Origin of the sequence: Micromonospora tarensis (assembly GCF_016803395.1) — a bacterium.
In the GTDB taxonomy this organism is placed as follows: domain Bacteria; phylum Actinomycetota; class Actinomycetes; order Mycobacteriales; family Micromonosporaceae; genus Micromonospora; species Micromonospora tarensis.
Genome location: NZ_JAEVHL010000173.1, coordinates 1 through 13,831 on the forward strand (window position 1 = coordinate 1; position 13,831 = coordinate 13,831).

16 protein-coding genes and 1 pseudogene are annotated in these 13,831 nt (G+C 73.1%); 5 read left to right on the forward strand and 12 right to left on the reverse strand.

Annotated features, from left to right (window positions below; genetic code table 11):
• Positions 1 to 194: 194 nt before the first annotated feature.
• From JM949_RS25620 to JM949_RS25645, 6 genes and pseudogenes are all read right to left on the reverse strand, one after another.
• Positions 195 to 563 carry a VOC family protein gene (locus tag JM949_RS25620; RefSeq protein WP_203150831.1) on the reverse strand — a complete coding sequence of 123 codons (369 nt, stop codon included), beginning with the start codon at positions 561 to 563 and terminating at the stop codon, positions 195 to 197.
• Positions 564 to 635: 72 nt separating this feature from the next.
• On the reverse strand, positions 636 to 1,640 hold the full coding sequence (locus JM949_RS25625) for a uroporphyrinogen decarboxylase/cobalamine-independent methonine synthase family protein (protein WP_203150832.1): 1,005 nt from the start codon (positions 1,638 to 1,640) through the stop codon (positions 636 to 638).
• 37 nt (positions 1,641 to 1,677) lie between these two features.
• A pseudogene (mnmA, locus tag JM949_RS25630) lies at positions 1,678 to 2,750 on the reverse strand (tRNA 2-thiouridine(34) synthase MnmA).
• A 68-nt stretch (positions 2,751 to 2,818) separates the two neighbouring features.
• Positions 2,819 to 3,994 (reverse strand): cysteine desulfurase family protein, encoded by a 1,176-nt coding sequence (locus JM949_RS25635; RefSeq protein ID WP_203150833.1) that lies wholly within the window; start codon positions 3,992 to 3,994, stop codon positions 2,819 to 2,821.
• A gap of 131 nt (positions 3,995 to 4,125) precedes the next feature.
• Positions 4,126 to 4,791: a class F sortase gene (locus JM949_RS25640; RefSeq protein WP_203150834.1), complete on the reverse strand. Its 666-nt coding sequence runs from the start codon at positions 4,789 to 4,791 to the stop codon at positions 4,126 to 4,128.
• Complete coding sequence (locus tag JM949_RS25645; RefSeq protein ID WP_203150845.1) at positions 4,788 to 5,567, reverse strand: DUF4397 domain-containing protein; 780 nt, start codon at positions 5,565 to 5,567, stop codon at positions 4,788 to 4,790. The genes JM949_RS25640 and JM949_RS25645 overlap by 4 nt, the downstream gene beginning before the upstream one ends.
• A gap of 252 nt (positions 5,568 to 5,819) precedes the next feature.
• On the opposite strand from JM949_RS25645, the gene JM949_RS25650 reads away from it, so the two are divergent.
• Positions 5,820 to 6,233, forward strand: coding sequence for an anti-sigma factor (locus JM949_RS25650; RefSeq protein WP_407664819.1), 414 nt, complete (start codon positions 5,820 to 5,822; stop codon positions 6,231 to 6,233).
• Between the two features lie 91 nt (positions 6,234 to 6,324).
• On the opposite strand, the gene JM949_RS25655 is transcribed toward JM949_RS25650, so the two are convergent.
• The 4 genes from JM949_RS25655 to JM949_RS25670 all read right to left on the reverse strand — a co-directional run bounded on the left by JM949_RS25655 (position 6,325) and on the right by JM949_RS25670 (position 9,473).
• The gene (locus JM949_RS25655; protein ID WP_203150835.1) at positions 6,325 to 7,284 is read right to left on the reverse strand and encodes an electron transfer flavoprotein subunit alpha/FixB family protein; all 960 of its coding nucleotides are present in this window, start codon (positions 7,282 to 7,284) and stop codon (positions 6,325 to 6,327) included.
• 14 nt (positions 7,285 to 7,298) lie between these two features.
• The gene (locus JM949_RS25660; RefSeq protein ID WP_203150836.1) at positions 7,299 to 8,078 is read right to left on the reverse strand and encodes an electron transfer flavoprotein subunit beta/FixA family protein; all 780 of its coding nucleotides are present in this window, start codon (positions 8,076 to 8,078) and stop codon (positions 7,299 to 7,301) included.
• Between the two features lie 187 nt (positions 8,079 to 8,265).
• Positions 8,266 to 8,679, reverse strand: a complete 414-nt coding sequence (locus tag JM949_RS25665) for a hypothetical protein (protein WP_203150837.1) — start codon at positions 8,677 to 8,679, stop codon at positions 8,266 to 8,268.
• Positions 8,676 to 9,473, reverse strand: coding sequence for a GNAT family N-acetyltransferase (locus JM949_RS25670; RefSeq protein ID WP_203150838.1), 798 nt, complete (start codon positions 9,471 to 9,473; stop codon positions 8,676 to 8,678). Before JM949_RS25670 ends, JM949_RS25665 begins: the two co-directional genes overlap by 4 nt.
• Positions 9,474 to 9,515: 42 nt before the next feature.
• On the opposite strand from JM949_RS25670, the gene JM949_RS25675 reads away from it, so the two are divergent.
• Genes JM949_RS25675 through JM949_RS25685 form a run of 3 tightly spaced genes read left to right on the forward strand, consistent with a single transcriptional unit; the run spans position 9,516 to position 10,654 of the window.
• Entirely contained in the window at positions 9,516 to 9,908 is a 393-nt protein-coding gene (locus JM949_RS25675; protein ID WP_203150839.1) for a YidH family protein, read from the forward strand.
• The gene (locus tag JM949_RS25680; protein WP_203150840.1) at positions 9,905 to 10,210 is read left to right on the forward strand and encodes a DUF202 domain-containing protein; all 306 of its coding nucleotides are present in this window, start codon (positions 9,905 to 9,907) and stop codon (positions 10,208 to 10,210) included. Before JM949_RS25675 ends, JM949_RS25680 begins: the two co-directional genes overlap by 4 nt.
• A gap of 27 nt (positions 10,211 to 10,237) precedes the next feature.
• Positions 10,238 to 10,654, forward strand: a complete 417-nt coding sequence (locus JM949_RS25685; protein WP_203150841.1) for a PLD nuclease N-terminal domain-containing protein — start codon at positions 10,238 to 10,240, stop codon at positions 10,652 to 10,654.
• Between the two features lie 48 nt (positions 10,655 to 10,702).
• On the opposite strand, the gene JM949_RS25690 is transcribed toward JM949_RS25685, so the two are convergent.
• Both JM949_RS25690 and JM949_RS25695 read right to left on the reverse strand, forming a co-directional pair.
• Positions 10,703 to 12,325, reverse strand: coding sequence for an acetolactate synthase (locus JM949_RS25690; protein ID WP_203150842.1), 1,623 nt, complete (start codon positions 12,323 to 12,325; stop codon positions 10,703 to 10,705).
• Positions 12,326 to 12,407: 82 nt separating this feature from the next.
• The gene (locus JM949_RS25695) at positions 12,408 to 13,181 is read right to left on the reverse strand and encodes an enoyl-CoA hydratase/isomerase family protein (RefSeq protein ID WP_203150843.1); all 774 of its coding nucleotides are present in this window, start codon (positions 13,179 to 13,181) and stop codon (positions 12,408 to 12,410) included.
• Between the two features lie 98 nt (positions 13,182 to 13,279).
• Here JM949_RS25695 and JM949_RS25700 point away from each other — a divergent pair, with 98 nt between their 5' ends.
• A complete protein-coding gene (locus tag JM949_RS25700; RefSeq protein ID WP_203150844.1) occupies positions 13,280 to 13,759 on the forward strand; it encodes a DUF6232 family protein in 480 nt (159 codons plus the stop codon).
• Positions 13,760 to 13,831: the final 72 nt, after the last annotated feature.

Genomic DNA, 13,831 nt, shown 5'->3' on the forward strand with positions numbered 1-13,831 from the left:
CCTCCCCACCGCCCTGGCGGCCATGGTCAACTCGGGTTCTGGAAACCGGGGCAACCCACGACCCGGGATCCCCCGATTTCCAGGAACCCGAGTCGATCACGTCGCCGCGCCGCGCCGGGCCAGGCCAGGTCAAGCCAGGCCAGGCCAGGCCAGGCGGCGGCCATCCTGCCCGGCCGCCGCAACCCACCGCGAGGTCAGTCCCAGCAGAGGCAGAACGGGTGGCCGGCCGGATCGGCGTAGACCCGGAAATCCTGGCCCCCACCCGGCAGCCGCCGGGCACCCAGCTCCAGCGCCGCCTTCTCGGCGGCCTCGATGTCGTCCACCGTCACGTCGAGGTGGAACTGCTGGGGACGCTCCGGGTCCGGCCAGGCCGGCGGCTTGAGGTTGAGGGCCCGCTGGAAGGCGAGCCGCGGCTGGTGCCCGGGTGGCCCGCCGAGCACCACCCACTCGTCACCGTCGGACTCAGCCTCGGCGAACGGCACGCCGAGCAGTTCGGCGTAGAACGCCGCCAGCGCCCGGGGATCCGGGCAGTCGAGCACCACTGAACGCAGCTGTCCAATCATGAGCGCCATCCTGCCCACCCGGTACGACAGGAAAACCCGGCACACCAGGGAACCCCGGCACGCTCGGAGACCTCAGGCTTCGACGAACCGCCGACCGGCGTCCCGGCAGGCGGCCAGCACCGCTCGCGCGTACTGCGGGGTGGCCCCGGCGAGGCCGCAGGCCGGGGTGACCACCACCTGCTCGGCGAGCTGCCGGCGGGGGAAACCGAGCCGGTCCCAGAGCTGGCGCACCCGGTCGGCGATCTGCGCGGAGGTCGGGGCGGCACCGCCGGACGGCGGCCGGGTCGGCGCGGCCCCGGCCAACAGCCCGAGGCCGGCGTCGATCGCCTCGCCCAGCGGGTCGAGGTCGGTGACGAGGTCCAGGTCGAGGGCGACCGCGACGGCGCCGGTGGAGCGGATCAGCTCCAGCGGCACGTCCGGGGCACAGCAGTGCACGAGCGTGGGCACGCCGACCGCCTCGACGACAGTGCGCAGCAGCGCGGCGGCGTCCACCGACTCGACCGCCCGGTACGCGCCCAGCCCGCTCTCGGTGGGCACCCGACCGGCCAGCACGGTCGGCAGTGACGGTTCGTCCAGTTGGAGCAGCACCGACGCCTGGGGCAGCCGGCGGGCGACCGCCGCGACGTGCGCGCGCAGCCCTTCGGCGAGGGAACCGGTCAGGTCCCGGACCGCGCCGGAATCGCGCAACAGTCGGCCACCGATCGGCAACTCCAGGGCGGCGGCCAGCGTGAGTGGACCGGCGGCCTGCACCTTGATCGGCCCGGCGTACCCCTCGGCCTGCTCGGCGAGCTGGTCCAGGTCGCGTTCCATCAGGTCCCGGGTCCGGCGCAGGTCGCGGCCCGGGCGTGGGGCGATCCGCCACCGCCCCGCGTACACCTCGACGGGCAGTTCGACGAGCAGCCCGGCGGACCGGCCGATCATGTCCGCGCCGGGGCCCCGGGCCGGCAGCTCGGGCAGGTGCGGCAGCTCGGGAAGCTCACCGAGCACCACCCGCTGGGCTTCCCCGATGTCGGTGCCGGGCAGCGAACCGATGCCGGTCGCCGCGCCGGCCGGCCAGGGCCATGCCTGATCTGTCACGGCCGAAGGCTATCCCGCGGACACCCAGGCCGCGCGGTCAGCCGGCGATGGTGGCCGAGCCGAGGACCACGTCGCCGGCCGGGTCCGGCCGGTACGCCACCACGGCCTGTCCGGCGGCGACGCCGCGTACCGGCCGGCGCAGTTCGGCGTGCAGCCGGTCACCGTCGAGGGCGACGGTGGCCGGCACCACCTCGCCGTGGGCGCGCAGCTGCACCTGGCACTCGACAGGCGCGTCCGGGCGGGGGCCGCCGGTCCAGACCGGGCGTACGGCGCGCACGTCGGACACCTCCAGCGCCTCGGCGGGGCCGACGGTCACCGTGTTGGTCTTCGGCGTGATGGAGAGCACGTAGCGCGGCCGGCCGTCGGGGGCGGGTCGGTCGAGGTGCAGGCCCCGGCGTTGCCCCACGGTGTACGCGTACGCGCCGCTGTGACTGCGACGACCGCGCCGGTGCTGGCGTCCACCACGTCGCCGGGCGCCTCGCCGAGCCGGCCGGCGAGGAAGCCGCGGGTGTCACCGTCGGCGATGAAGCAGATGTCGTGCGAGTCCGGCTTGTCGGCCACCGCCAGCCCACGCTCGGCGGCCTCGGCGCGGACCTGCGCCTTGGTGGAGTCACCGAGCGGGAAGATCGAGCGGTCCAACTGCTCCCGGGTGAGCACGGCCAGCACGTACGACTGGTCCTTGGCCAGGTCGACGCTGCGCCGCAGCAGCCCGTCCGGGCCCAGCCGGGCGTGGTGGCCGGTGACCACGGCGTCGAATCCCAGGGCGACCGCCCGGTCCAGCACCGCCGCGAACTTGATCTTCTCGTTGCAGCGCAGGCAGGGGTTCGGGGTGCGACCGGCGGCGTACTCGGCGACGAAGTCGTCCACCACGTCCTCGTGGAAGCGGTCGGCCATGTCCCACACGTAGAAGGGGATGCCGATGACGTCGGCCGCCCGCCGGGCGTCCCGGGAATCCTCCAGGGTGCAGCACCCCCGCGCCCCGGTCCGGTAGGTCTGTGGGTTGCGGGCCAGGGCCAGGTGCACGCCGGTCACGTCGTGCCCGGCCGCCACCGCCCGCGCCGCCGCCACGGCCGAGTCAACCCCGCCCGACATCGCCGCCAGAACCCGCACCGGCCTACTCCCTTCCCCGCTCCCACCACAACCCTATCCACCAGCCGTGGAAACCCCCGGGGCCCGGGTCAGCGGGGGGTACGCAGGGCGGCGGCTCGACGGGCTCGCTCGACCGCCGCGGGCAGCGCCGCGATGAGCGCGTCGACGTCGGCCTGGGTGCTGGTGTGGCCCAGGGAGAAGCGCAGCGAGGAGCGGGCGCGGTCGTCGTCGGCGCCCATCGCCAGCAGCACGTGTGACGGTTGGGCCACCCCGGCCGAGCAGGCCGAGCCCGTCGAGCAGGCGATTCCCTGGGCGTCCAGCAGGAGCAGCAGGGCGTCACCCTCGGATCCGGGGAACGAGAAGTGCGCGTTGCCGGGCAGCCGGTCGGTCGGGTCACCGTTGTAGATCACCTCGGGCACCGCCCGGCGGACCCGCTCGATGAGGTCGTCGCGGAGCGCGGCCACCCGGGCCGCGTACTCCTGTTGGCCCTTCACCGCCGCCTCGACGGCTACCGCGAAGGCGACGATGCCGGCGGTGTCCAGGGTGCCGGAGCGGATGTCGCGTTCCTGGCCGCCGCCGTGCAGCAGCGGTGTGGCCGGTACGTCCCGGGCGAGCAGCAGCGCGCCCACCCCGGTCGGGCCGCCCAGCTTGTGCCCGGTGACGGTCAGCGCGGTGACGCCGCTGGCGCCGAAGTCGACGGGCACCTGACCGACCGCCTGGATGGCGTCGGTGTGGAACGGCACCCCGTGTTCGGCGGCGACGGCGGCCAGCTCGGCCACCGGCTGGAGCGTGCCCACCTCGTTGTTGGCCCACATGGCGGTGACCACGGCCACCCGGTCGGCGTGCGCGGTCAGCTCGGCGCGCAGGGTCTGCGGGTCGAGCCGGCCGGTGGCGTCCACCGGCAGCCAGCCGACCTCGGCGCCCTCGTGCTGGGTCAGCCAGTCGACCGCGTCCAGCACGGCGTGGTGCTCGACGGCGCTGGAGACCACTCGGCGGCGGTCGGGGGCGGCTCCTCGACGGGCCCAGAAGATGCCCTTGACCGCGAGGTTGTCGCTTTCCGTGCCGCCACCGGTGAAGATCACTTCGGAGGGCCGGGCGCCCAGCACCGCGGCCACCCGCTCGCGGGACTCTTCGACCCGGCGGCGGGCACGGCGACCCGCCGCGTGCAGGGAGGACGCGTTGCCGACCTCGCGGGCGGTGGCGACGTACGCCTCCAGTGCCTCGTCGAGCATCGGAGTCGTCGCCGCATGATCCAGGTAAGCCATCGCCGTTCAGCCTACGGCTGACAGGCCGGGGATCCGATGCCGGAGGGGACTCCTACCGCCAGCCTGGCCCTGAGCAGCGCGGCCGGGGTGGGGAGAACGCTCCCCACCCCGGCCGGACGCCGGCGCGCCGGTCAGGCGGGCACCGCGGTGACGACGATGTTGTCGCGGTACTTGCGGGCCTTGGCGTCGAACGGCCCGCCGCAGGTGATCAGGGTGAGCCGTGGCTTGCCGTCCCGGGCGAAGTACCGGCCCAACGGGATCTTGGTCTTGGCGTACTCCTCCCGGGCGACGACCCGGTACTGCCGTTCCCCGCCGTCGCTGCCGGTCCCGGTCACTGTGTCGCCCTGGTCCAGCTCGCGTAGCCGGAAGAACGCGCCCCTGCCCTGCTTGGCGCTGTCCACGTGACCGGCGATGACCACCGAGCCGGCGTCCGTCTCCAGGCCGGGACCGTAGCGGTACCAGCCGATCTGGTCGACGCTCGGCGGCACCTCGAACTCGTTGGTCCGCTCGTTGATGCCGACCGCGTTGACCGTGGCGGTGACGTCGATCCCCGGGATCACCAGCCGGACCGGCGGGACGATCTTCGCCCCGGCCGGCAACTTCCCGGCGGTCACCGGAACCGACTGGCCCTCGGCCGCGCGGGCCGACGGGGTCGGGGTGGCGGTGGCGAGGTTTGCCGCCTCGTCGGCGCCCACGTCCTCGGCCGGCTGGGAGCCACACGCCACGAGCGTGGCGACGGTGAGCGCGGCAACGCCGGCGGCCACTGCCGCCAGCGCGCCGCGATCGCGCACCGTCACTTGCGGCCGGTCCGCGCGGTGGCCAGCCGCACCCCACCACCGAGCAGCAGGAGTACGCCGACGCTGGTGAGCACGTACCACCAGGTGTGCACGCCGGTGCCGGCCTGGCCGCCGTCGCCGCTGGGCACGCCGCCCGGGGCGGAGTGCAGGCCGGTGATGGTCTGGGCCACCACGTCGAGGGACTTGCCCTCGGCGGAGCCGATCGCGTAGACGATCGTCGCGGTGCCCTCCTTGAGGTTGAGGTCGGCCGGACCGATGGCCACGGTGTCGGTGCCGGCCAGCACCACGTCCGCCTGCACGCTGCCCGCGTCGACGTCGCCCTTGGCCTCGTTCGGGTTGGTGAGCCCCTTGAAGACCGGGGTGCCACCGGCGCGCACGTCCACCTCGGGGGCGGCGGCGGTGTGCCGGACGATCAGCCGTGCCTTGCCGGCGGCGACCTTCGAGACGTCGTTCACGAACGGGGTGATCCTCGGCTGGGCGGCGGCGTCGAGGTGGGCCGCGAGGCTGACGTTCCCGCCGCCCGGCACCGCCGCGTTGTCGACAGTGAGGATGGCGCTGCCGATCGGCTCGCCCGGCTTGGTGAGCGCGATGTCGTAGTCGCCCTGCTCCAGGTTCAGCGGGCCGGCGACGTCACCGGGCTTGAAGTTGTCGAGCGTCTTCCTGCCGTTGACGTAGACGTCGACCGGGGTGTCCGGAATGCCGTGCACGACGCAGACCGTCGACGTCGCGGCGTACGCGGGGGTGGCGGTGAACCCGGCGGCGCCGGTGAAGGCCAGCGCGGCGACCGCGCCACCCGCGGCGACCCAACGACCCGCCGGCGCACCTCTGGCAGGGCATCGAAGCCCAGGTCCGGGCCGCGCAGGCCGAGCCGTTCGGGACCGAGGCCGCTCGGCGCCGGGTGCCGGCGCAGGGCAGCACCACGATGATCGAGAGGCCAGCGTGCGACGCCGGAGCCGTCGGTCAGCCGGCTGGAGTCGGCGCGCCGGTCCCGCCCGAGGCGGGGCTGGTCCCGTTGGGCGGCCACCGCGGTGACCGCCGCCGCAGCGGCGGCGGTCGGTGTGGTCGGCACCGCCTCGGTGCTCCGGCCGGAGGACCCGACGCCCCCGCCGCCGCAGGTGGTGGCGAGCGCGCCGCTGGCGGCGTACGGGTCGACGCCGCCGACGGCCACTGGCGACGCCCGGGTGCTCCAGGACGGCCAACTACATCTGCATGTGGCGAATCTCCCGCGCGTCCCGGGGTACTACGAGGTCTGGCTCATCAACCCGACGACGATGGAGATGTTCTCGGTCGGCACCCTGGGCGGCGGCTCGGATGCGCTGCTACCGCTGCCCCCGAACGTCGATCTCGGCAGCTACTCAGTGGTCGACGTCTCCGCCGAGCAGTACGACAACAACAGCCGCCACTCCGGCGACAGCCTGCTGAGGGGCACCCTGACGGGCTGATCGGCGGGCCGGAACAGCTCCCCGACCCGCCGATCAGCTCCCAAACAGGAGGTGGCCGCCCGGGGACGGGCGGCCACCTCCTGTCGCGGGATCACTTGCGCTTGCGGATCTCCTCGGCGGCCTGCGGGACGATCTTGAAGAGATCGCCCACCACGCCGAAGTCGGCCAGCTCGAAGATCGGTGCCTCGCCGTCCTTGTTGACCGCGACGATGGTCTTCGAGGTCTGCATGCCGGCCCGGTGCTGGATGGCACCGGAGATGCCGAGCGCGACGTAGAGCTGCGGGGAGACCGTCTTGCCGGTCTGACCCACCTGGAACTGGTGCGGGTAGAAGCCGGAGTCGACGGCCGCCCGGGACGCGCCGACGGCACCACCGAGCAGGTCGGCCAACTCCTCGACCAGCTTGAAGTTGTCGGCGTTGCCGACCCCACGACCGCCGGAGACGACCACGCCGGCCTCGGTCAGCTCGGGACGGGAGCCCTTCTGCTCGGCGACCCGCTCGACCACCTTGGCCAGCTTGTCGCTGTCGGCGACCGACACGGTGAGCTGTTCGATCGTCGGGCTGGCCGCCGCCGGGGCGGGGGTGACCGAGTTGGGCCGGACGGTGACCAGCGGCAGACCCCTGGTGACCTTGGATTTGACGATGGTGGAGCCGGCGAAGGCGATCTGGGTCGCGGTGCCGTCGGCAGCCAGGCCGACCACGTCGGTCAGGATGCCGTTGTCGAGCTTGACGGCGAGCCGGGCCGCGATCTCCTTGCCCTCCTGGGCGGAGGCCAGCAGCACGGCGGCCGGCTGCACCCGCCTGACCAGCTCGGCCAGCACGGTGGCCTTGGGGGCCACCAGGTAGCCGTCGATCTCGTCACCCTCGGCGGCGTAGATCTTCTCCGCGCCGTACTCGCCCAGCTTGCCGCTCAACGCCTCGGCCGCGCCGGCGCCACCGAGCACCACAGCGCTCGGGGTGCCCAGCTCACGGGCGAGGGTGAGCATTTCCAGGGTGACCTTCTTGACGCCGAATTCCGTTGTGGCTTCGACGACGACGAGAACCTCAGACATGTCAGACCCCGCTCTCACACGAACTTCTCGGTGGCGAGGAACTCGACCAGCTTGACGCCGCCCTCGCCCTCGTCGGTGATCTTGGCACCGCCGGAGCGCGGCGGGCGCTTGGAGTGTTCGACCACGGCGCTGGTGGCGCCGTCGAGGCCCACCTCGTCGGGCGCGACGCCGAGGTCGGCCAGGGAGAGCGTCTGCACCGGCTTCTTCTTGGCGGCCATGATGCCCTTGAAGGACGGGTAGCGCGGCTCGTTGATGGTGTCCCAGACGGAGACCACGGCCGGGGTGGCGGCGGTGATTACCTCGTAGCCCTCCTCGGTCTGCCGCTCGACGGTGAGCGTCGCGCCGTCGACGGTGAGCTTGCGGGCGCCGGTGAGCGCCGCGACACCCAGCCGCTCGGCGATCATGTGCGGCATGACCTGGACCCGACCGTCGGTGGACTCGGCACCGCAGATGACCAGGTCGGCGTTCAGCTGACCGAGCGCGGCGGCGAGCACCCTGGAGGTGGCGACGGCGCAGGAGCCGTGCAGGGCGTCGTCCAGCACGTGCACGGCCTTGTCCGGGCCCATGGAGAGCGCCTTGCGGATCGACTCGGTCGCCCGGTCCGGACCCATGGTCAGGATGGTGACCTCGCCGCCGTGCGCCTCCTTGATCTTCAGCGCCTCCTCGATGGCGTACTCGTCCATCTCGTTGATCACGTTGTTCGCCGAACCGCGGTCGACGGTGTTGTCGTCACTGCGCAGGTTGCGGTCCGCGCCCGAATCAGGCACCTGCTTGACGAGTACGACGATATTCATCGCGCTTCGACGACCCTCCTGTGGTGGTGTTGCGATTCGCTCGCCCGGTCTGGGCGCAGCGTCGCGCGTCGGTCGACGCCAGGTCAACCGCGGCTGCTGTGCAGTTGCCCACGGAGGCAATGTTACCTGCCAGTAGGTTGTGCTCTCCGAGCACTCAGAGTGACACAGCTCACCGACGCGCGACCCGTCAGGCCGACTCGACCAACGCACCCCGGATCTGGTCGATGGCCGCCGCCTCGGCGGGTGCCACTCCGTCGTGCGCCCGGGCCACCTGATCCGCCGCGGCCAACACCAACGAGCGGTACGCCGCCACGTCCCGTGGCGACTTCTCGCGCAGGATCAGCACCGCTTGGCGCAGCGCCGGCAACACCACCGACTCGATCTCCAACTGCGAGTCCCGGGGCAGCCTGGGCAGCGGGCCGGTGGTCAGCGCCTCCTTGACCGTCCCGCTGGCGTTGGCGAGCGCGCCGGACGCGGCGATGCTCTCCCGGATCACTCCGAGCACCCCCGGATCGGCGTTCGAGACCAGGAAGACAGCGCCGAAGGCACCGGTCTTGAGGGTCAGCCGCTCGTCGTCCGTCAACCGCTGCTCCATGATCACGGAGTGTAGACGTACGGGGTGGTGGTGGTGACCGGGACGAGGCCGAGCCGCTGGAGGATGGGCCGGCTGTCCTCGGAACAGTCGACCTGCATGAGCGTCCGACCCCGCTGTTCGGCCAGCCGCGCCCGGTAGTTGACCAGCGCCCGGTAGATGCCCTTGCGACGCCACTGCGGCAGGGTCGAGCCGCCCCACAGCGTGGCGAAGCCGGTGTTCGCCGGGAACCGCACCCAGCCAGCGCTCAGCACCGTCCCGTCCGCCTCGGCCACCACCACGGTGATCGAGTTCGGGTCGGCGTCGATCTCCTTCGCCAGGCCCCAAACCAGGTGCGAGCGGTCCGCCTGCCAAACCTCCTCCTCCATGGCGGCGATCCGCTCCAGGTCCTCCCGGGCGGTCACTTCACGCAGGCGTACCCCCTCGGGAACGACCGGCAGCGCGGCGGCCAGCGGGGCGACCGGACCGACCACGACGGTCTCCCGGTCCTCCGGCACGAAGCCGGCCGCGCGCAGGCGGTCCGCCAGGTCGGCTGGTTCGTCGTGCTCGTTGAGCTTCCACTCGACCGACTGCCCGCGCTCACGGAACAGCCGCACCTGCCGGGCGATCAGCTCGTCCAGCGCGGCACCGGTCAACCCGCCGAGGTTGCGGTAGGTGAGGAACCCGCCGGCGTCGAGCCCGATGATGCGGACCAGCGGCCCGTCCCGCTCCACCGTCACCCCGGCCGGAACCGGGTCGGGGATCTCCGGGCGGAGTTGGTTGTCGTAGGCGTCGCGCAGGGTCTGTACGTCGAGATCAGTCACCGAACCAGGCTAAGCGGGAGGGGAAGCGGATAATCTCCGAGCGTGTGGGAGGCGATCAGGCGATGGTTCGACCCGGCGGAGCTGCGCTCGGTCGGTGAACCGCCGGACTACCGGTTCTCCCTGGCCAACGAACGGACCTTCCTGGCCTGGCTGCGCACCGGGCTGGCGCTGGTCGGCGGCGGGCTGGCCGCCGCGCAGTTCCTGCCACAGCTGCCGATGAGCCACCTGCGGGAGGTCATCGCGGTCGCCCTGCTGCTGCTCGGCGGCGCCGTCGCGATCCGGGCGGTGGACCACTGGGCACGCACCGAACGGGCCATCCGGCTCGGTCAGGAGCTACCCGCGTCCCGGTTCCCCGCCATTCTCGCCCTCGCCGTCGGTGCCGGCGCGGTGCTGCTGGTGATCGCCGTCCTGCTCCGGGCGGTCGGCGGACGGTGAGCACCGGACGCGACCCGGGGCTGCAACCGGAGCGGACCCGGCTGGCCTGGCGGCGCACCCTGCTCACGCTGAGCGTGGTCACCGCGCTCGAGGTCCGACTGGCGTCGACCGGCGGCCCGACCGGGGCGCTGCTCGCCGGCGTCACAGTGCTGGTGTGGGGTGCCCTGCTCATGCTGTGCTGGCCGCGCGGAACCGGCGCCGGGCCGGCGCGCACCGGCGGCCGGACCCTGCCCCTGGTCGCGCTGGGCACCGTGGGCCTCGCGGCCCTGGGAGGGCTGCTGGTCCTGCGCGGACTGTGGTGACGGGCACCGGTGCGCCATGATGGGTGAATGGCCCGGCTGTACGTACTCCTCTTTCTGGCGCAGATCGTCCTCGCCGTCTGCGCGCTGATCAGCTGTCTCTCCGCCGAGGAGGGCCAGATCCGCGCCCTGCCCCGGATCGCCTGGGTGCTGATCATCCTGTTCTTCCCGCTGGTCGGCTCGATCGCCTGGTTCGTCGCCGGCCGGGAGCCCAGCTCCGGTGCCAACAAGAGCTGGCCGACCGGCACCGGCTCCACCGAGCGGCAGCGGCCCCGTCCGGTCGCCCCCGACGACGACCCGGAGTTCCTGCGGTCCGTGCAGGACCGCGCCCAGCAGCAGGACCAGGAGCTGTTCCGTCGCTGGGAGGAAGACCTGCGCCGCCGCGAGGACGACCTGCGCCGCCGCGACGGTGAGCCGCCGCGCGAGGGTGACCGGCCGGAGGTGTGAGCGCGCCGCCGCCGCCCGGTGCGAGGCGACGGCGGCGGCCGGTGCGCGTCAGGCCAGATTCGACGACCGGGGGTACGCGTCGGCCGGGTCGGTGAGCACGTTGACCAGGTACGGCACTCCGGAGTCGAACGCCCGTTGCAGGGCTGGCCCCAGGTCGGCCGCCTTGGCGACCGTCTCCCCCGCTCCGCCGAGGGCACTGACCACCGTGTCGTAGCGCAGCTCCGGCTGGAGGTCGGCGGCCACGTCGTAGCCGTACATGGCTCGCATCGGGTGCTTCTCCAGGCCCCAGATGCCGTTGTTGCCGACGACGATCACCACCGGCAGCTTCTGGCGGACCAGCGACTCGACGTCCATCAGCGAGAAGCCGGCCGCCCCGTCGCCCATCAGCACGCAGATCTGCCGGTCCGGGTGGCTGACCCGGGCACCCATCGCGTAGCCCATGCCGGTGCCCAGGCAGCCGTACGGCCCCGGGTCCAGCCAGGTGCCGGGCTGGGCCGGCTCCAGGTACCGCCCGGCGTACGACACGAAGTCGCCGCCGTCGCCGATGGTGATCGCGTCCGGGGCCAGCACCCGACGCAGCTCGCCGTAGATCCGGGCCGGGCGGATCGGGTCGGTCTCGGCGGCCATCTCGGCGGCGTCCCGCGCCTTCGCCGCGTCCTCGGCGACCCGCAGGTCGGCGATCCAGTCGGCGTGGTCGGCCCGGTCGCCGGCGTGGTCGGCCAGCGCGGAGAGGATCAGACGCAGGTCGCCGGCGGGGGCGGCGGCCGGCTGCACGTGCGTCGCCCGCTGGCTGGGCGCGTCGACGATGTGCACCACCTTGGCGTCACCGAAGTCACCGAAGCTGAGCCGGAAGTCCAGCGGGGTGCCCACCACCACGACCACGTCGGCCCCGGAGAGCGCGGCCCGGCGGGCCTTGGCGAACGCCAGCGGGTGCTCCGGCGGGAGCGAGCCACGACCCATGCCGTTGGTGAAGACCGGCACCTGCAACGACTCGGCCGCCTCACGTAGCGCGGCGACCGCGTCGCCCGCGTACACGTCGGAGCCGGCGATGATCACCGGCCGCTGCGCCCCGGCGATGAGCAGCGCCGCGCGGCCGACCTCGTCCGGGTCCGGCACGACCGGGTCGACACCGGTCACCGCGGGCAGGTCGGTCTCGGCGACCGAGAAGACCGTCTCCAGCGGGAAGTCGAGGAAGGCCGGGCCGCGGTGCGGGGTGAGCGCGGCGTTGAGCGCCGCACCCACCGCGCGCGGGATGTCGTCGGTGCTGAACACCGTCTCGGCGTGCTTGGTGACCGGGGCGACCAGGGGCAGGTGGTCCATCTCCTGGAGACTGCCGGAACCCCAGCGGAACGCGGGCGCCCGGCCGCCGAGCACCAGCACCGGGGAGGCGTTGAAGAACGCGCTGGTCATGCCGGAGATGCCGTTGGTGACACCGGGCCCGGCGGTGAGCACGGCCAGGCCGGGACGGCGCTGTAGCTTGGCCACCGCCTCGGCGGCGAAGACCGCTGACTGTTCGTGCCGGACGTCGTAGATCGGGAAGTCGGTCTTGTACGCGGCGTCGTAGAGCGGGAAGACGTGCCCTCCGGAGAGGGTGAACATCTCCCGTACACCGTGCGCGCGTAGGGCCGCGAGCGCCAACTCGCCGCCGTGACCCTCGATCCGCTCCGTCATTCGCCGCTCCCCTTCGTTCCTCATGACCGAGGCCCCACGCTACTGGCCGGTAGGAACAATGTGAACCATTCTCAGCTAGTCGTCAGCGGCCGGTGAAGTCCGGCTTGCGCTTCGCCACGAAGGCCGCCATGCCCTCCCGCCGGTCGTCGGTGGCGAACAGCGCCGCGAAGAGCTGACTCTCCCAGGCCAGGCCGGAGTTCAAATCCATGTCCAGGCCACCGTCGACCGCCAGCTTCGCCGCGCGCAGCGCCTGCACCGGCCCGGTCAGGTACGGGGTGATCAGCGCGACGGCAGTGTCGTACACCTCGGCGGCCGGGGCCACCCGGTCGGCCAGGCCGATCCGGAGCGCCTCCTGCGCGTCCACCATCCGGCCGGACATGATCAGGTCCTTGGCGCGGGCCGGGCCGACCAGGCGGGCCAGCCGCTGGGTGCCGCCCGCGCCCGGGATGATGCCCAGCTTGATCTCCGGCTGGCCGAGCTTGGCGTCCTCCGCGACCACCCGCCAGTCGCAGGCCAACGCCAGCTCGCAGCCGCCGCCGAGGGCGTACCCGGTGATCGCGGCGACGACCGGCTTGGGGATCCGGGCGATCGCGCCGAGCGCGCTGGACAGGGCAGCCGCCCGGTCGGCCATGTCCACGTAGGACATCTCGGCCATCTGCTTGATGTCCGCGCCGGCGGCGAAGACCTTCTCCCCGCCGTAGACGATGACGGCGCGGACCTCGGGGTTGGCGGTGGCCGCCGCGGCGGCGGCGCGCAACTCCTCCTGCACCTGGGTGTTGAGCGCGTTCATCGGCGGCCGCTCCAGCCGGATGGTGCCGATGCCGTCAGTGGTCTCCAGCCGAACGAACTCGCCCACGCTGCCCTCACTTCCTCGTCGAAGTCGCGTGCCAACCTTACGACCCGGCTCGTTTGGGTAAGTAGTGTGGTGTCAGCGCCGTGGACGGGAGTCCAGCCATGATGACGTACTACGACGACAGGTCGGTGCAGGTCACCTCCACCACCATCCGAGTGGACGGCCGCGCCTACGCGCTCGCCGACATCACCACGGTCTGGCACCACCGTGGCACCCGCTCCTGGCGGGTGCTCGTCGGGCGGGGCGCGATCGGCGCCGCCCTGGCCGGCCCGCTGGTCGCGGCGGTGCTCGGCATCGGCGTGGCGGTCTGGCTACACCGCTCACCCACCGTGACCATCGCGATCGTCGGCGCGTCGGTGCTGGTCGGGCTGGCCGTCGGGCCCGTCGCGGACTTCCTCTTCGAGCACCTGGACCGCTCCTACGCCCGGGGCAGCCGGCAACTGGAGATCTGGGCCCGCTGGCGCGGCCGCCCGGTGCGGTTGCTGCGCACCGGCGACGCGCTGCGGTTCGGGCAGATCTACCGGGCGGTGCAGCGCGCGGTGGAGCACAGCCAACCGGCCCGCCCGGCCCTGCGCCGCTAGCCCGGGAGGTTGGCCCCGCGCCGGCGCACGACGGGCGCGCCGACGTCGACCCCGCGCTGGTCCGCGACGCGG